The 19,037-nt window shown below is 37.7% G+C and carries 10 protein-coding genes; 4 read left to right on the forward strand and 6 right to left on the reverse strand.

Going from position 1 to position 19,037, the window contains the following annotated elements; all coding sequences use genetic code 11:
* Window positions 1–8: 8 nt before the first annotated feature.
* Window positions 9–530: a nucleoside 2-deoxyribosyltransferase gene (locus JWG41_RS09130; RefSeq protein WP_205269622.1), complete on the forward strand. Its 522-nt coding sequence runs from the start codon at window positions 9–11 to the stop codon at window positions 528–530.
* Here the strand turns inward: JWG41_RS09130 and recD are convergent.
* The 4 genes from recD to JWG41_RS09150 form a co-directional block, all read right to left on the reverse strand.
* Window positions 522–2,315: an exodeoxyribonuclease V subunit alpha gene (gene recD / locus JWG41_RS09135; RefSeq protein ID WP_205269623.1), complete on the reverse strand. Its 1,794-nt coding sequence runs from the start codon at window positions 2,313–2,315 to the stop codon at window positions 522–524. The two genes, JWG41_RS09130 and recD, sit on opposite strands and share 9 nt — an antisense overlap.
* Window positions 2,312–5,923 carry a UvrD-helicase domain-containing protein gene (locus JWG41_RS09140; RefSeq protein WP_205269624.1) on the reverse strand — a complete coding sequence of 1,204 codons (3,612 nt, stop codon included), beginning with the start codon at window positions 5,921–5,923 and terminating at the stop codon, window positions 2,312–2,314. The genes recD and JWG41_RS09140 overlap by 4 nt, the downstream gene beginning before the upstream one ends.
* Window positions 5,924–9,232 (reverse strand): exodeoxyribonuclease V subunit gamma, encoded by a 3,309-nt coding sequence (locus JWG41_RS09145; RefSeq protein ID WP_205269625.1) that lies wholly within the window; start codon window positions 9,230–9,232, stop codon window positions 5,924–5,926.
* A 289-nt stretch (window positions 9,233–9,521) separates the two neighbouring features.
* The gene (locus JWG41_RS09150) at window positions 9,522–11,243 is read right to left on the reverse strand and encodes a CocE/NonD family hydrolase (RefSeq protein ID WP_205269626.1); all 1,722 of its coding nucleotides are present in this window, start codon (window positions 11,241–11,243) and stop codon (window positions 9,522–9,524) included.
* A 169-nt stretch (window positions 11,244–11,412) separates the two neighbouring features.
* Here JWG41_RS09150 and JWG41_RS09155 point away from each other — a divergent pair, with 169 nt between their 5' ends.
* On the forward strand, window positions 11,413–12,507 hold the full coding sequence (locus JWG41_RS09155; protein ID WP_205269627.1) for a helix-turn-helix domain-containing protein: 1,095 nt from the start codon (window positions 11,413–11,415) through the stop codon (window positions 12,505–12,507).
* Window positions 12,508–12,571: 64 nt separating this feature from the next.
* On the opposite strand, the gene JWG41_RS09160 is transcribed toward JWG41_RS09155, so the two are convergent.
* The gene (locus JWG41_RS09160) at window positions 12,572–15,946 is read right to left on the reverse strand and encodes a hypothetical protein (RefSeq protein WP_205269628.1); all 3,375 of its coding nucleotides are present in this window, start codon (window positions 15,944–15,946) and stop codon (window positions 12,572–12,574) included.
* Entirely contained in the window at window positions 15,943–16,911 is a 969-nt protein-coding gene (locus JWG41_RS09165) for a hypothetical protein (protein ID WP_205269629.1), read from the reverse strand. The genes JWG41_RS09160 and JWG41_RS09165 overlap by 4 nt, the downstream gene beginning before the upstream one ends.
* Window positions 16,912–17,339: 428 nt before the next feature.
* On the opposite strand from JWG41_RS09165, the gene JWG41_RS09170 reads away from it, so the two are divergent.
* Together JWG41_RS09170 and JWG41_RS09175 are read left to right on the forward strand one after the other, a co-directional pair.
* Window positions 17,340–17,903, forward strand: coding sequence for a hypothetical protein (locus JWG41_RS09170; protein ID WP_205269630.1), 564 nt, complete (start codon window positions 17,340–17,342; stop codon window positions 17,901–17,903).
* Window positions 17,893–18,879, forward strand: a complete 987-nt coding sequence (locus tag JWG41_RS09175; RefSeq protein WP_205269631.1) for a hypothetical protein — start codon at window positions 17,893–17,895, stop codon at window positions 18,877–18,879. The genes JWG41_RS09170 and JWG41_RS09175 overlap by 11 nt, the downstream gene beginning before the upstream one ends.
* Window positions 18,880–19,037 lie beyond the last annotated feature (158 nt).

The raw sequence follows: 19,037 nt of genomic DNA on the forward strand, positions 1-19,037 counted from the left end.
ATTTCAGTATGCAAACTATCTATCTAGCGGGCCCGGAAGTTTTTTTGCCCAATGCAGTGGAAGTCCTCTCTGAGGCAAAAGTTCTCTGCACATCTTTTGGATATCGTGCTTTGACCCCCTTTGATGGGGAAGTGACAGACCAAATCCAATTGGCAAAAGCAAAACAAATCTTTAAGGAAAATGTTTCCCTCATCCATCAAAGCGACATGGTCATTGCCAACTGCAATCCCTTCCGGGGTGTTTGTGTGGATGATGGAACTGCTTTTGAAATTGGGTATGCCTATGCGAAAGGAAAACCTGTTTTTGGTTATTTGAATGACAAACGTAGTTTACCGGAAATTGTTCGCTCCAAAATTCCGACAAAGCCACATGTTTCTGGTTATGCGATTGATGAAGATGGATATTTATTGAATGAAGATTTTGGGAACAGCATCAATCTGATGTTGGAATTTTCCATTTTAGAGTCTGGGGGTAGTTTGGTTTTGGGAAATTTGAAAACTGTTTTGGAACTTCTGAAAGGTTTAAGATAATTGAAATCCTGTGTTTCGTTTTCTAAATGTCTCTAACCCCAACTTCCAAGTATGATAATCTCCCATAAGAATGACTTTCTTTTTCGCTCTTGTCACCGCTGTGTAGAGGATCCTTCGATTGAGTAGGGGGATTTCTTTTGTGTTTTCCGAATCAAAGCTAGGGATCGGTGGCAGATAGAGTAAGATGGTGTTGTATTCGGAGCCTTGGCTTTTATGGATGGTGAGAAAAAAAGCTGGTTCATGTTCTGGTAAAGTGTCCAAAGCAAAAGAATACAAACGATTTTCGATAGGAAAAACGGCTCGTAGTTCGGAATCAATTTTGATGACGAGGCCAATGTCACCATTAAAGAGTTTTCTAATTTGGTCGTTTCTTTTGATGATGATGGGCATTCCTTGGAAGTAAAAAGATTTTGCCAAGTGTCGGTATTCAATGTGATGCGGATTGGTATTCGAAGAAGTCAGTTGTTTTTTGGCAAGTTCCAGAATCCGGCTTTGTATGGATTCGATTCCGTAATATCCATTTCTTAAAATAGTCAAACATCGATATTCGGAAATCATTTCTTCTAAATGGGTTTTGTGTTTTCCTTCAGTTAGATCATCTCCTTTCCAGTCTAGGTTTGTGGCTTTAATCGCTGTTGGTAAAAAGAAATCCTTCCATAAAAACTGAATTAGATCATCTCCTTTCCAATCTTTAAAGGGACTGGTGTCAGAAGGTTTGGATGGTTCTTTTTGTAACCAAATGAAATCCTCCTCCTCATCTCTTTTGAGTGATTCCGTGATTTTGGGATCAGAAAATGTTGGGTGGAGATCGGGTGAATCAAAAGAATCTTTTACCAGTTCGGCAAATACACTAAACTTCGAAGATGATTTGGATCTATGATTGGTTTTTAGTTCGGAGACAAACGTGCCTCTTTTTTTGAATTCCGTGAGTAGGTCTCTTAGAACCTCTCCTTGTCCTACAGAAGGAAGTTGGTTCGGATCACCTAACAAAATTAGGTGTGTTTTTTCGCCAATGGAATCTAAAAAAAGATTCATTAGAGTTAGATCCACCATAGAGGTTTCATCCATGATGATGAGGTCAAACGGTAAGTATCTTTTTTCTCCATAATACGGTTTGGGTGCATCCGGAAAAATCCTTAGTAGGTTGTGGATGGTTTGTCCTCGTAAGGAAGAGGCGAGTTCTTTGGTATCTGCGAAGTGGTTTAGATTTTTTTGGATGGATTCTGTGAGTCTTTGTGCGGCTCTTCCTGTCGGTGCCACAAGCGCAATATGGTTCGGTGTCGGTAGTTTCTGCAAGGCATCTAACACCTTTAAGATGAAAGAAGCCACGGTAGTTTTTCCGGTACCCGGTCCCCCGGCAATGATTCGGAAGGAAGAGGTGATGGATTCTATGACTGCTTGTTTTTGTTCGGAAGAGAGTTTGTTCCCAAATTGAGACTCGAGCGTAGAGATGACAGACTCTATTTTTGTAGAGTCCTGTTTGTCGGGAGTTTCTTCTTTGCGGTTTGTTATGAAACTTTTGACTTTGGATTCAAAATGAATTTTTTCTTTGTATGTTTTTTGAAAAAAAAGTCTATTCTCTCCATCTACCGCTTCTATATGAAAAGGGAATTGGTTTGGAAAATCGCTACTGGATGATAGATCTGTTAAAGAGAGGTAGAGATCTCCATTTTGGTTGGCTTCAATGAGTTTTGCCACCAAGTCTGCTTGTGTTCCTTGCATTTTTGGAAAGTAGGTTAAAATTTCTTTTGCTAGTTCCAAATAAGATGATTCGGTTTGTTTCATAAATATAATTTCTCCAAACTGGATGCGGCTTCTTGGATATAAGATAAAATTTCTTTCCGAATTTCTCTGAATGTCTCTTGGTTCCATTCCATTGCGGATGATTTAAGATCGGAATAGATACCTGAATTTTTGGTAAGTCCCATACCCCGAAGGAAAAGATAATACACGCCTCCAAATCGTTCCAAGGCCAATTCATTTCCGTACAAAGAAGAAAGATAATCATAAAGAATCAAAGCATAGACTGATTTTTGAATCATATATCCTTTCTCAATCACCGCAGAGGTCACGGCATTTGTATCATAATTCCCGTTTGGTAAAAGATTGGATTTGTAATCGGCAATGTAATACTTTCCATTTTTGCAAAAAACTAAATCAATCGCTCCTTTGAGATAGTTTTCGAATCCTTGCGTCAGTGGAACCCCCGAGGCCTCCAACATCTTCTGCACATATAAATGGAATTTTAATTCAGAAGACTTCTCTTCTGGTTTCAATCCACTCAAAGAAAAATTTTCGCCGTCAGCAAGTGTGATCTCTGCTGTCATGGCTCGTTTCAAAAGTTTGACCACAATTGATTCTAATGGTTCTTCTGAACTGAGTGGAAGTTGGATCGGATACTGTCGAATGGATTCGGCATAGGCCCATTTCCAAGAAGGATGGTTTAGAATGGAATCTACTGGAAGTTCAAAGATGGAAAACTCGGATAACTCTAAAATTCGGTGTAGGAAATTTCCTACTTTAGAACTAGAAGGAAGGTCTGATTTGATTTTAGTGAATTCAGCTTCCAAAGGTTCTTCAATTTCTTTTTGTATTTCTTCATTTAGTTTTGCCAATAGACTTTGAGAAGTTTGTAAACTGGTATAACTATGTTGTAATAAAATCCTACCCGCTTTGATTTCTGTGGGAAGGACGATGGGATCTGTGTTTGTTTTTTTTGCCGATTCGGTAGTGGGGGAAGCCACAGCGGTTTCTGACACTTCGATCCTCATTTCGTTTCTAAATAAAAAAGTTTTTTCGTTAATGGACTGGGTTTCTGTCAAATTTTGGATTCGTTCTAGTTCAGAATATAGAATGTTTCCGTATCCAGACTTTTGGATGGAATCTTTTCCCCATGATATTTTTGGTAAATACAGTCTTAGGTTGGGCCTTGTTAGGGCCACATATAACATACGTTTTTGTTCATTTAGAAAATGTTTAAATTCGTTTCCTTTTCCATTTTTAGAATCCCAAAGGCTAAGAATCCACCTTCTTTCTGTTTTGTGGTTCTCTTCTGCAAGTGTTGGGTATTCATAGTCATTGAGGCTTGGGGGTCTCGTTCCAAAATAATATAAGAATACAATAGGCCATTCCAAACCCTTGGATGCATGGATGGTTAGGATCTGCACCGCATCATCTTCTGTTTCGCGATCAAAGAGAGGTTCTTCCTCAGGAGAGGATTTTTTTTGTTTCAGTTCGCGAAGTTCGGTTAGTAACTCTGTGAGATTTGCATTGGTTCGAATTTGAAATTCTAGTAACCTTTGAAAGATTTGTCTGTAATTGGTGCGTTTTCTTTCCCATTCCAAGTTTTTAAGGTCGCGGTTCCAAAATACTTTTGTTTCGTCCATAACAGAACGAAAGAAAGTCGCATAACGATTGTCTCGAATCAGTTTTAACCATACATCCATTAAAGACTTCTCATAAGAATCAATGGAATGTTCGTTGTATCTGGATAAATCTTCTGGGTGGACACCGAAAAGTTCGGAAAAAAGAATCCGTTTGTAAGACCTAGAACTATTGGATTCTGCCAAACATTCGAGTAAGTTTTCAATTTGTTCGGCTTCCCTGGACTTAAAAATTCCTCTCTGTTTGTAGATGGAACAGGGGATTCCTGATTTCGATAAAACTTTTTCGATAAGTTCTGTTTCTTTTTTGCTTCCGCATAACACGGCAATGTCTCTTAAGTTTACCTTTTTTGGATTTGGGTCTCCGTTTTTGGAATAAGAAAGAGTTTGTTTTTTTTGTTGGAAAGAAAGGATTTCATTTTTTATGGATTCCGCCCAAACAATCCGAGCCCGACTGACATTTTGAAAGTTCTCTGGGTATTGGATGATATGGATTCCATATTCCTCAGGTTGGGTGTAACTATATTTGATTTCCGAAACATTGGGGTAGGCAACAGGATGGTATTGGTAGTTTGCTTTTTCTGAACCCGGCTCTTCAATAGGAAAAAAATTAGTTTCTCCCAAATCTCTTTTATCATTATGAAAGAGGAGGTTTAGTCCCTCGATGATTTCTTTCGTAGAACGATAGTTTGTTGATAAACTAGCTTTGGAGCCTGTAAAATCACTTGCTGCCTCTAAATAAATTCCAATATCAGCTCCTCTGAATCCATAAATACTTTGTTTCGGATCTCCAATACAAAATAACATACGACTATTGTCTTTGGGATCCACAAAGAGAGAACGAAAGATTTGGTATTGGTTTTGGTCTGTATCTTGGAACTCATCCAAAATACAAACCTGGTAACGTTCCTTTAGGGATTGGACAAGGGATGGATTGGGCACCGTGACCACGGATTCATGAACTTTGAGAATCATTTGGTCGTAGGTGAGGGCATCTCCCGTATTCAATTGTAATTTTGTATCTTCTACCAGCTGAAGGGCTGTTTCTTGTAAAAACCATTCTCCATTCAAATCGATTTTATCTAAGGGAAAGCTCTCTTGGAGTAAAGAAACCAGTTCTGCAATCAAAGATTGTACTTGGATGGCATCTTGGTTTAGATTTTTAGTAATCGTTTTTCCGATTAACAATAAATAAGCGAACCCTTGGTATGATTCATTATCCGCTTTTCTTTGCAGGCCACCAATTCTTTGTAATTCGCCCTTTATCGATTCTAAATCTTTCGTACGAAGGGCTTCCAGGAAAGTACTCATGGAGAGCCAGTTTTCCATCCATTTCGGGATGGTTCTTTTGTCTGCTTGCTCTACGATGGATTGGCCCACAGCTCCTTGTAGTGTCTGGATGACTGAGGACAAACTTGAAAGAATTTTTTCTAGATTTGGGGAAGAAAGGATTTCTTCCAAAGTCAAAACCTTGGGAAAATAATATTTTTTTGTATGAGAGAGAAGTTTGGATACGGCAAAGGTAATGGAAGATTCTTTTTCTAAAGCTTTAGATTCGAGTAGGTTCTTTGCTAAATCCTTAAAATCTTTTCCTCCCCAATGATTTCGTTTTAAAAGATAAAAACTTTTTTTGATGATTTCTTCTGCATTGGTAAGCCGGACATTGGGATTGTTTTGTGTTTCGATTGGGTATTCTTTCAAAACCATATTACAAAACCCATGGATGGTGGAAATGGTGACTTGGTCTAAGTCGCGCAAGTACCGATAGAAACCAGGATTTTTTCCATCCTCCGAAAGTTTCAAAATTTTTGCTTTGAGCCTTCCTTTTAATTCTCCTGCCGCTTTTTCTGTAAAGGTGAGAATCAAAGTATTCAGAATTCGATTTTCTAATACATTGTTTTCCACATCATGTTTCATGATCTCACCTAACATTTCCATGATGAGATAAGTTTTCCCCGTACCTGCCGAGGCTTCGATAAACTTAGGTTTGTGGAATAGGGGATGATCCATCTATCGAAATCCTTTTTTTAGGAGAGGTAAAAATATCTCCCAAACAGACCGGAGAGAAAACTCTTCCAATAAAACTTTGGTATACGGAGAAAGTTTCATAATTTGGTTTTCAAAATGTAAGATGGTATCAGATTCTTCTGATAAAAAATCTTTCCATAAAGAATCAATGGTGTCTGGGTTTCCTTCCAACTCTTCGAAAGAATGTTTGGAAAAGAAAAGATTCAAGCCGGCATTGGGAATGTACTTCGGATTTTCTTCCGTCACCAATTGGTAAATCGAATTCAAATATGACTGGCAATCCATTTCCGAAAGATTTGAAAAATCAAGAAGGGCATCGTTTTTAAAATCCTTCGCATTGGCGGGAATGATGACTAATTTGTTTCCGCTCACCCGAAACAAACAGGCGCTAATCAAAATATAAGCCATCTTACCCAAATAATCTTTTAAATATTCGTTCGGATATTTTGGTTTTTCATACAAACTACCGGAATGGACCCAGTAGTAAATCCCGTCCTTTTCAATTAAATTTTCCCATTCCCCAATGATGGTATGAAGGTTTGAAACTTGGTATGGATTTATTTTTTTACAGTCTCTAAGTCCTGTATCCCCAATGGAAACAGCCTTAAAATAGGACAAATGGTTCGTTTCATTAAACACTGAATCTTTGAGTACACGAAATCTTTCGGAAATGGTTTCTAATTCGTTGAGTAGAACTTCAGAAGAAACAATATGGAAGGCGCCGTAGGGGAACTCTGCACTTTGTTCTGCTTTTCGCGTGTACTCCGTTAGGTGATTCTGGATGGACTCCCGATCCCAAGTCCAATCCTTCTCACTGACCAGAGACTCAGCAAAAATGGGAACGAAAATGGTTTTGATTGTATAAATTTCTAAATTGTTCAAACGAAAGGGTTCTTCTGCCTCTTCCTCTTCTTCCTCCCAAATCTGACCCAGGTTTTCTAACAAAGGTCCAAGGAGGGGGTTTTTGAGGCCAATCGCAAGCTGTTTCACCGTGATTTCATTTGTTTTTTGTTTGGTGATCTCTGATGTAATGAGTGAATTCGGATCGGTAAAATGGGGAGTGGGAAGATTTCCTTCTTTGTCGTTGAAATTTTTAAAGTTCCGAACATAATCAAAAGATGGGAATTGGGTTTCATCATAGAATCGACTATACGATGTTAGTGGTAATTCCACGGCTTGTTTGATTTCCATCGACGTCATCACTTCAAATAATGTGGAACAAGGTTCGAATTCTTTATCCTCTAATGTGTTTTTTCCCACATAAGAGAAGGTAATACTTTCTTCTGCAGAAAGAATGGATTCCCAAAAAAGAGATTCTTGGATTTCTCTTCGATTGAGATCCCAAGGTTTGGAATCGTATCTTCGTAAATTGAATCTAGACCGGTCCACAGAACCAGGGAATTTTCCTTCTCCGAGCCCTGCAATGTATACATGCAAAAAAGGAATGGGTCGCATCGGTTGCAAAAGAGAAACCGTCACTCCTTCCGTTAAGTAGTTTCCACGCTGCATCGGTATGTCAGAAAAAACTTCTTCTGTGAGAAGTGAGATCATTTCTAAAAAGTCTTTGGTTTGGTTCCAATCACTCTGACACCAAGATTGTATGGACTTTAACCATTGGTTGAAGTAGGTGAGTTCTTTTTCCCATTCGCCTTCAAAGGAAAATAATTTTTGAAACAAACTTTCAAAGTTTTTATAACGTTCTTCTTTTGGTGTTTGTAGAATTTTTTCTTTTAGTTCCCTTTGGACTTGTTTGATTCGGTTCCAAATTTCCACAAATTGAATGATGGTTTTGTCCGAAGAAATTGGTTTTGTGACAACTTCCGCTTCTTCCCAAGCCGTCTCTTCATCCGAAACCATAGACAGAACCGCACGCTTCAACCCAAAAGAAATGGTATAAGGATTGAATTCTTTTTCTTCTTCGTAGATAGAACCCAAAGAATCAATTAAGTCCAAAACCTTCAGGGGAGTTTCTTCATCGTTTGTTTCATTACCGCCAGTTAGTAGCGGATTTTTAAACAAGGAATGGATATCTTCTTTTTCAAATCGATCATTTTTGATACAACGAAACAAAGTAGATAACGCTAAATACAATTGGGATGTATCTTTGGCCACTAAATCAGTAATGGAATACGGAATTTTTAGTAACTTCGGCAGGTTTTCTTTTTTTTGTGTCGCATAAATTCCGCCATCAAACACCCATTCGACGGCAGATCTGTATTCGTTCATGTTCGGAACTAAAATGGCAAAATCAAGCAAATTGAGTTTCCCCTTACTCAAACTAATTTTATGAAGTATGTCGTGCGCAATGGATTCTACTTCCCGGTAAACAGAGGGTGCGTTCCAGACTCTGACCGTTTGGTCTTCTAAATAGTTTTCTACTTTCAAAGACTCTTCTAGTAAAAAAGCCTTTAACTTGGAAAGCATTCCCCCGCTCATAAATTTTGATTTCTGTTTATTGTAGCTGTCCTTAGCAAATTCTTTTGCCAAATACGATTGGGGTTTGGAAAATTTAGATAAATAGTTTTTTGTTTTCTCTGAATTTTTACCAATGGTTTTTCCATTGTGAAACTGGTAGATATGAACGGAAAGTTGGGAATCTTTACCCAATGCTGTTTCTTTTAAAAAATCAATATAAGTTCCCGAAAGATTCGACAAACAAAACAAGTGTAAGTTGCCGTTCAGAGGCAAACTTTTCCCTTCTTCCAAATAACGAAATAGATTCTTCGGTTTTGATTTGTCTTTGTAAATTTCCGTATAAATTTGTTTTTCTAATTCCCAATAAGGATCTTTTTTAAGATCACTGGGAATTGTTTTGGATTCCTGTCCCAGCCAATCCTTAATCCATTCTTCTCGGTTCAATTCATAATCTTTAAAATACCTTGTCAGTACATCGGAAAGATAATACAACTTGGGGATCTCTTCCAAATACATTTGAATTTCAGGAAAATTTTTCAGTAATGTTTTTTGTTTTTGATAGACTAGGGCAAAACAATCTCGTTTTAAAGTTTCGTATTGGTAAAGAGCTGCCTGTTCTTCGTATGCTTGTATATTCAAAGACTGGAATATGATTTTTAAAATTGCCTTCTCTAGAAACGTAAATTCAATGTTTAAAGAAAGATGAGATACATCAAACTTAGGTAAGTTCAATCGTAACCATGGGATTAGATTTTGATTGGGAACCACAACAAGCGGTCGTTTGAGGGGATTTTGTTTTTGGTCTTCGGTAATTTGTTTTCCGAGTTCGGTGGTGATCTCACCCAAATGAAGGCCAGCGTAGTAATGTATCGGCAACGAGTTTCCCTTTATTGATGAATCGTACAAACTCTAACCTTGGAAGGAACCAAGTCCATTCTAATCTGAACAGACTTATGGAAAAATAAGTGAGTGGGGGCGCCATTTCCGGCTATCCGCTCCAATCTTTCGCATCTGCGAAAGGATTTCCGCTACTATCCGGGGCGCATCAATTTGCTGGTTGGATAAAAAAAGGGGAGAGGTGTCCTCTCCCGATCGATAAGCTAACTGTTTAAAGGTGAAAGTTGATTCAATTCATTAATCACTCACACCCATTATTTTGATTGTATCATTCACTTTCAAAACGAAGAGTGGAAGCTGTGGATGTTGTATGTTTGAACGCAGTTGTATATAGAGAGATTGGTTTGGGAACTGCATACATTGGATCAATATTGTCGATGGCTAGAGCCAGTCGGCTTCCCACTGGGAAGTCATGTGCCACTGCCTGTAGATCAACACTTAGGTCTGTATCTTTTCCTTTCACACCGAAAAGCGTCGCAGTTCCGTGAGAGATCAGTTTTCCTGTTCCCCAAACATCCACTTCATACAAATACACCACTACGTGAGGGGCATTGTCTGAACTATTGATTTTACCTTTGTAATAAGTTCTACCTCTTAACTTTAAAACACTAGTGAGTTTGTCTGAGATATAAACCATAGCATTGGTTCGATCAATCAAATTGACATTGGTTGTCACAGGAACAGAGACGGCACCATCCAAGATTTCCGAAAGGAGAGGAACACCTGTAGAGGCACTGGTTCCCCCAGAAAGAATGGTATCAGTTCCGTTCGTTGTATTTGCTGTTGGTGTGATTTTCCCTGGGCTTAAGAGTCCCATTGGTCTTAAATGATAAGTGCGTTCCACTTTGTTTGGATTGGGCCAAGCGGAGAAGGTCACTCGGGAGTCAGAGAATCTTTTTTGGATGGAAACTTTTGGTTTCAACATGATTCCGTTTTGAACTCCTTTCAACCAATAGTCAAACCAGTCATAAGCATTCGTCCAAACATAGTTATTGATTCCAAGAATTCCACCGACTTCCGCAGTCGCATGAATTCCATTGTTCAAATCTAATTTTTTTGGAACTGTGAGTTGTTCAAAATAAGGAAGGATTTGGTTTGGTTGAAAAAGATTGTCTTGTGAGTTATTGGAAATATAAACTGGTTTTCCAGAAGCATTGAGCGCCGACACAACACTGTTTGGTGAACGTTCGCTAGCCCAAGCGAGTACTGTGGCAACATCTCTTGTATCCAAAAGTTTTTGAAAGTTTTCTGCAATGACAGGATCCATTCTTCCTGTAATATATCCAGCAGTGACAAGAAGAAGTCCCCAAACGAGTCTTGGAGTCTGGTTTCCATATAGGGAATCTGGTAAACTTCCCCATCCACTCATAGCGACTGCTGTTTTAATTCTAGGTTCTTTGCTTAAGCCCAGAAGAGAAATTCCTGCACCATAAGAAATTCCCGCAATACCAATGTTTGCTGGATTGACAGGAGCGTTCGCAAGTAGAAAGTCGATTCCTTTGGAAATATCCGACATATCTTTCGGACCTGCTACGTTGATGAGTCCCCCAGAGGTTCCAAATCCTCTTGTGTTGTAACTGAATACAACATAACCTTTTTTTGCGAGTTTCGCTGCAGGTACTATGTATTCGTATTCGTTAAGAGCCCAGCTGTTGACAAAGATCACAGCAGGGAAGGGACCTGTTCCTGATTTCGGAATGAAAAGGTTTCCTGTAATCTTTACCCCATCCTCAGCGAGAAACGAGATGTTGTCGTTGAAGGTGAAACTTCCGTCGTTTTCTTTTGCAAACGCAGATTGGATATCCCGGGAAAGGGCAGCGTTACTTTGCGCTAGAGCTTCCGGGGTTGCGGATGTCTCGGAACTTGTTCCGTTTAACACACCGAGTACGGCAGCACTATTGTTCGAGTTTTGGTTTACATTTTGTCCGCAAGCTACGAGGAGGAAGACCCCTAGTGGCAAGAGCAGACTATATATTTTTTGCTTTTTCATAATTCGCCTCTGAATTGCCTTAAATTTACCACGAATACGTTCAATTGGCGTCTAAGATGGCGATTTTGGACGATTTTTTAGGTCTAATATCATCATTTTGTACTAATTCTTCGTACGGCGGACCTCCAAAAGGTTGACGAATGCGTGCATTCCGGCTGATTTTTGGATCATGTACGAATTCATCGGTTCTTGGCTCCAATTCGGGGCTTGGTATCATTTCGTTTTGGGCATTGGAATCCTTGTTAAAGAGAAAGGTTCCAAAGGATTTCCCTTTGCTATGATTGCCGCCTTTTCCGGTGGAGCCTTGGTAATCTACGCCTATCGCCTGTATGCTGGTCTTGAATTTGAAACTTCTCTTTGGAATCATGGTTATGTGCCTGTGATTTATCTGATCCCCGGGAGTATGCAGTACACAATTGAACAATTCTTAAGCTTAGAACGAGTTCCTTTAGGCAACCTCCATCGTTTGTATCCAACTTTTGGTGTAGTTTTACTCCTTTTGTTATTACAATGGACAGTTCCCGATGTTCTTTCCCAATCCATGAATCAAAGTTTTGCGGGAGCCCCTATTTCTATTCCAGAAATGATCTCCGCCATTGGATGTGTTTACTGGGTCAGTGCTTTTCTATGGATGATCTATCAATATAGAAATATTCTTTATAACAATCCCAACAAAGAAGCAAAACTGGGAGTGCAAGTACTCGGAATGATCCTAAAAGGAAATATCGTATTTGCGAGTTTTATTATGCTTAGTACCATCCTACGTTGGCATTCAGGAATTTATTTTACTGCAGGACTTGCTACCCTCATGGCAGTGGTTGCCTTCATTGGAACAGAAATCAATCATGAATTATTCAAAGATATATTGCCAGGGCTTCGTCAAGCCTATCGTACTTCTCGGATCCTCAACTTGGATTTAGAAAAGTTACAAAAGGAACTCGATTATTTTTTTAAAGTGGAGTGTATCTATCGGGAAGAGGATTTGAGTTTGGCATCCCTTTCCGAAAGACTGGGAATCAAAGATTACCAACTCAGCGAATACATCAATGCCTACTTGGGTATGAACTTCAACCGTTTAGTAAATGAGTTTCGTATCTCTGAAGTTTGCCTGTTGATTGAAAAAGAGCCCAAGGCAAATTTATTATCACTCGCCTACCAAGTCGGTTTTAATTCGAAAGCGAACTTTAACTTAGCCTTTAAGTCTTTAAAAAAAATGTCTCCTAGTGATTATGCAAAGTCTGTGGGGAAGGGGCAACCTGCCTAACCATCTCTTGCGAACCCCTACTGATAAAACAAAGGTTAACAGAAATGGCTAAGTCGGGAGATCGTTACTTTTTCCCTTTTGGTTTTTTCTTAGACACCGTATAACCTAAAATATGTGCTATTTTCCATACAGTTTCTAAATGTTTTTTGGAATCCGTAATACTTGATTCTGTTTTTGAATCTGGTAATACAGAGTGGAGATGAAATTCATTGGTTCCGAATCGAATGGTTTCCGGAGTCAAATGGATCCAGGTATGCCACCCGTATTCTCTTTGTTCGGGATAGAAGGTGAGTAAGATCCCCGGTTCTTTGATTTCCGGCATATCGGGGAGTTTATCATCTAACTTTCGTCTGGCTGCCATATCGAGCATTGTATGAGTTTCTGAATCTTTTTCGGCTTTTTTCCAATGGGACTGGATGCTATCATCCCCTTTTTTACCGAACCATCTCCAAAGGAGTGGTAACCTTAATCCCAATGCCTCTTCATAAATACTGGAATCATAAGACTCATGGTTTGTGATCGCCAGCCTTCTCTCGATCACTTGGGAGATTAGATCAAAAGAAGAATCTCCTTCTAATAAAAACATTTGGGCTGCGAGTAAATCAGTCCATACATACCAATCGGGAGTTGGATTTTGTAGTAGGGATATAATTTCACTTGCCTCCATTGTAAGAACCTTCTTCCATTTGAGAGATTCCGGTTCCATCACTCGCATAAATTGCAGTAGGTAGGCTTTCCAGGAAGGGGCTGCATAAGGTAATTGGAAAATTTCCAAAAAGTATGGATACACCTCTCGTCCTTGAAAGAACAAAGCTTTGATGGCTTCCCAGCGGTCATACGATCCTGAATATTTGTATTCATCCAAGGAATAACGCAAGGAATCTACAAGCCAAGGCCCGCCGTAGCGCACTACATCTTCATGTTTGTATTTGGTTTCGCGAATTCTTTCGAATACATGTTGGATGCTATACTTTTCTGGATGGAGGATGGCCTCAGGTAACAATGATTTGTTTTTAGAAAGTGAATTCGCATACTTATCCGAAGAATCATAAGCAGGAGCCTCTTCTTTTGTCAGAGTGAACCATGCTCTCCTTGCCTCTACTTCGATATAACTCCAAGAATAATCCACCATAGGATCTGGGTCTGCATAGATAGGATACCAAAGATAGTCTTTAAATTTTTGTAATTCTTGTTTTCTAATACAACGGATAATTCCATACACTCGAACTTGGTCTCCGCGATTTCCCAAAACTCGTTCCGCAAATTTTGTGTATTCAAAATTGTCTGGTTCTAATCGTAATAACCCAGCTACATAACAGGCCTTCAAATCAATGGCAATTCCCGGATAAGCAGAGTTATCTATTTTTGAAAAGAACTCATATAACTCTAATTTAGCTTTTTCTGGTTCCATTTTAGCCCATGCAAGTGAGGCTTCCGATAAATTGATAATGGAACTTAGCTCCAGATAAGCTCCATTATCTCTTCCTTTGAATTGAAAACTTTTCCTCACATAGTTTGCTATCGTCTCTATATGTTCTTTTAAATCAAGATGAGCACAGACAGCAAAGGCATTTCCTACACTGATTCCAAAATATCCAAAGTGGTCTTTATAACTCAAAAGTTTTTGAATGAGTTTTACTGATACTTCATCTAAGGTTAATATTCTTTCTTGTAAGGCTTCATTCAAGTGAGTGTACACAGTGAACATATTGTTCAAGGTAGGCCCTTCTTTTTGCACTTTTTCTTTAGTCTCTTTGATACTGTCGAGAGTCTCAAATGTTCGCCAAGCGGCATCGGCTAAAATGGATCTGGATTCTTTATGGTCGCTATTGATTAATGCTTCCACCACATATTCCATCCTGGGGTCATCTTGTTTGAGTTTATGAACTGCTTCCCTGAGAGATACCATCGCGCGATCATCATCTAACATACCTATCGTTTTGGTGATACCACAATAGGCTTTTTTATTTTCTGAATCATACTTAAGCCCTTGTCGAAAAGCTGCATTGATCGCAACGGAAAGTCGTTTGTCTAACTTTTCAGGATTGTATGGCCAAGTATTGTAAGCACTATCGGTGCGCTCCCGAAAATAATCTTCCACCAGATTCTTTAGAGTTTTATCTTTTTTGGCTATTTCTTTCAAAATTGTATCATGAGCCGTAACATCATCTGGATACTCTTCCATCAATTGAAAAAGATCCTTTTCTTTTCCCAGTCTTGTCTCCAGTTCCTTTTTCGAAATGGTATTTAGATTGGATAAACCGAGGCTATCATTGTATAATTTTAAATTCTTAGGTTCAATTTGTTTGGGGTCAGCATTGCTGAATGTTTGGGTTCGAATCTTTTCTACTTTCTCTGACGGAAGATTGAATAATGATTTAGACTTCCCATCCAAATAACCAAGCACATGGGCACTGATTGTTGGTATTATTTTCCCTTTGGATTTACTAGCAAGTTTGATGGTTTCCCGGCAAGCATCATCATTTTTTAAATAGAAGTGATGGAGGATCCAATACGCTGCTAAGTTAGGATGTTTTTTGATGTCTACTTTCTCTTCTTCCCAAAGAGTAAAAGAAGGAGCATCGGCTAACTTTTCAGTAAAGGCATAAGCGGGGTCACCAAAACTATGTCCGAGTAACCAAGCGGACCTTTCGAACATATCCAAAGAATTATGATAGATCGGTTTGTTTTCATAGAGCTTTGTCGCTTCTTTTTCAAAAGCTTTGATGATTGTTTCTTTGATTTGAGAGGTGAGTATGGGTTCCTTTTCTTTTTTATCTGGATTTTCCTCTTCGAATTCTTCCTCATCTTCCTCCTCATAACTTTCATTGGTATCGTTGTTCCAATTATCTGCAATGAAATGTGATATGGAAAAATAAGGAAGGTTTTCTAATTCTCCAATCTCATGATTGTAATGATTGACTTCGATAGAACCATTTTCGTTGGGAAGTAAATTGATCCAACATGTGTCACCACCTCCATCAGAGGCAAAGATATAGGAACCATTGAATAAAAACATTAGGCCACTGTATGTTCCCACTAACCAAGAAAGGATTTCTTCAGGATCTTGTGATTTTACGAGTTTTTCTGTAGAAGAAATAGCATAATCAAAACCGCCGTCCTCATCTTCCTCCATTTCCTTTTCTTCAGCAGAATGATGATCGATCATATTCCAAACATCGGCAACCTCAAACATAATGGATCTATATGCTTTTTTTAGGTTTTCCCATTCTAATATTTCTTTACCGGGTTTAAATCCATACATGGCTTCGAATTCTTTTAAAAAACTCTGATCAAACTTGTTTTTGTTTGTATCTGCTGTCTTTCGGAAAGTATCCTTTAAAGATTGAAATACTAACATACGATCTATAATGATTTCTTTTAAATTGCCAAAATAAAAATCTTCTTTTGTAAGATTAAGTTTAGTGGTTTGTTTCATAGCGCCAGTTCCGTATTTAATGTAAAAAATGATTCTGAGTAATGGTTTCCGTAAACTTTAAACCAATAGTTTCCGAGGTTGTCTTTTTCAAAACGTAATAGATTCATATCTCCAGTGAGTTGGTCGTAAAGAGGATGAGGGGTTAAAGTTAATGTATCTAAATTAAAGTTCAAAAAGTGTTTTTTTGTAGGTTTTTTATTTCTTTCTTTTAACAAAAGGAGTAGGTTTGACTCATCCACAATAGAGATATCAATAAACTCAAGATAAGACCCAAAATAGGACTTCATGGTTTCATCATATAAATCTAAAACATGAATGAGTTCACCGTCTTTGCTTCTAACTTCTAGTTTGGAATCGGAAAATAAAAAAATCTTCTTTGAATTTACTTTCACATTCATCGGCGCACCGCTAGTTGCAAATTCGGAAACAAATTTACCATCCAAATCCAGGATATAAGCGATTTCTGTATTGTTTTCCGTCACTAAAATTCGGTTACTGCTTACTTGTTTTAAATTCCTTAGGTTTTCAAACTCCAAATTACAGTTTAATATTTCCCAGTGTTTCCCATTCCATCTGTGGATATGTTTTCTTGCACTTGTGCTGGCAAAGATTACATAAACAGAAAGACCGATGTTTAAAATTTGATAGGGAGAGGAGTTGGAAAGTTCTGGAGAAGGCAATGTATAAAAGGATTCATCCTTATAGCAGATCACGGATTTTGAGGATCCAAAGTACACAGAATCTTGATTGGAGTCAAAAGGGTTATCGCTTGCTAGATAAAATCCCACTGGAAATTCATAACGTGTGATCTGGTTCCCATCGTTTTTATATAGAATAGGGCTTTTGTTCCAAGCACCGATCCAAATATTCCCGTGACTATCTTTTTCAAATAGGATCCGTTCGAATCCAGTAATGATAGAATCTTTTTTTACATCTGTCGTAGTGTTGATTTTTATCTCTTGCATCTTAATTTTTAAAAAACTTTGAATGCAAATTGGAAACTATGCTCGATTAGGCAATTTATTTTTTATTTTAGTGTTTTTGAATATGAATACCATGAATATCACTACAGAGGGAGATGTTTCGTCTTGAAATCCATATCATGGATACTATGCATAAGAAAAGTCGAATGTATCATAGAATTCGCTAGGACAAATTTTTAAATTAAAGGTAAATTATTTGGGAAATAATCTGATGATGGTTGTTATTGTGTTGGTTTTTGTAGTCGCAGTTAAACTCGCGTTATCTAACCCATTTCCCTATTGACAATGTTTGGTGTAGATGTAAATTTCTCTCATATTCCTTCCCCTGGAAACTATGAAACAAAAAATCCCAAAAGCATTTGAGAGATTAAAATACCATCAATAAGGAATGGGATTACTCAGCACTAATTATGATAAAATATTTACCATTACTAATCACAATCATCACCATTCACTGTGCAGGGATGGTGATGTTGCCAGATCGAGCAGAAACGAAAAGAAAACTAAAACAAGAAAAGTGCGGGGGTTTTAATTATGTTCTTTCTGATAATTCAGATTTTAGAATCAGTAGAGATGGTAGGTTTAGCCTTTATAATGATGGAATTTTTGAAGCACTCGACGAGTGCACAAATAATAAAAGTGAAAAAACTGTAATAGTGACTATTGCATTCGAAGATAAAACAAATCAGAATTCTCAGATGGCACGTGCATTTACATCGTTACCGTTTTTTACTGGAACATTTTTTATTCTACCATTCGGCATCGATACTGAATTGGATATTAAATTTGAAAATTTGTATCAGTTTAGATCATTAGTTGTTCATCGAAAAATTTTAAAAGTCGGTAGTCCGTTATATAGTTTATTTAGATGGAATTTTTCTGCTAATTATGAAAATGCAAATAATATCTATTATGAAAATATGAAAAATGCTATTTTGAGATTTGAAAATCGGGAAAAGATATATGAAAAATAACTTTGTTTTAAGTTTATTTTTTATCTTCTTTTTGAATTGTGAGATGATGACTATTCGCGCAGATCATACTTATAAAGTAGACCAACTCAAAAAAAGTATTTGTTGGGGTGGTAAATTCAATGTGCGGTATATAGAGAGTAAGAATGGCAAGGTAAGTGTTGATGTAGAAAACGGAGTCAATAGAGCCACTCTCCAGTGTGAAAATAATTTGGAAGATAGAATCGATATTACTATTGAACGAAGTTCTGACGATGAAAGTTTAAATTATGGCTCTTTTATCTTCAGTCTTTTTCTTGTGCCTTTGTTAGAGTCCACAGGTTATCAGATAGGGGTTGTCAAAAATAAATTTATCTCGAAAGGAACAGTCGTACTAAGTAGAGACATATCTCCATGGTATATTTTCCTCGTTCCAAATTATTTTTTTGGTACAAGCCATGAAGATTTAGTTTTTGAAGAAGTATTAAACCATATTCTGGAAGTAGAAGAACAAGAAAAGCTTTATGCGATTGATAAAAAGAAACCTAAGATTCCTTCTGAAAAAAAATTCAGTAATGTATTTAGGGAATGTTCATTCGATTTACAGGAATGCGCGATGAATGAATCGATGAGACGTAGACTAAAGGCAGCAATTCCATTAGAAAAGAAAGATAATATTTTTCACGCAGATCTATTGAAATTAATAGAAACATTAAATGCCAGAGAAAAGAGTTTTGCTCATGGTTGTTATTGTAGAACCAATCCCGATCCAACGCTTTTTAGTAAATGTCCAGTTGAATCTGATTTTGATTTTATTTGTAAGGTAAAATATAACTGCAACCAATTGAAACCTGGTGATCTTTCTTGTAGCGTCGACTATTGGGATCAATTAACAAAATTGCAAAAGAAACTTATCGATCAAAAATCAGGCGACTATTATCTAAAAGAAAAGGTAAATGAGCAGTTTATGATCATACAGCTAATGAGTATCCTTCATTGAAATACCAGAGGCTATTGTATAGAATTGACTAGTAAAAGTGTAACCCATGTGACTTTCTATACAGTCGGTACGTACTAGTTTCATCCTTTACACATAAGATTTTAATTCTTTGTTTCAGAACACGATGTACACACCGCAGGAGTGTGTCATGGCTTGGA

The organism is Leptospira chreensis, from assembly GCF_016919165.1.
In the GTDB taxonomy this organism is placed as follows: Bacteria; Spirochaetota; Leptospiria; order Leptospirales; family Leptospiraceae; genus Leptospira_A; species Leptospira_A chreensis.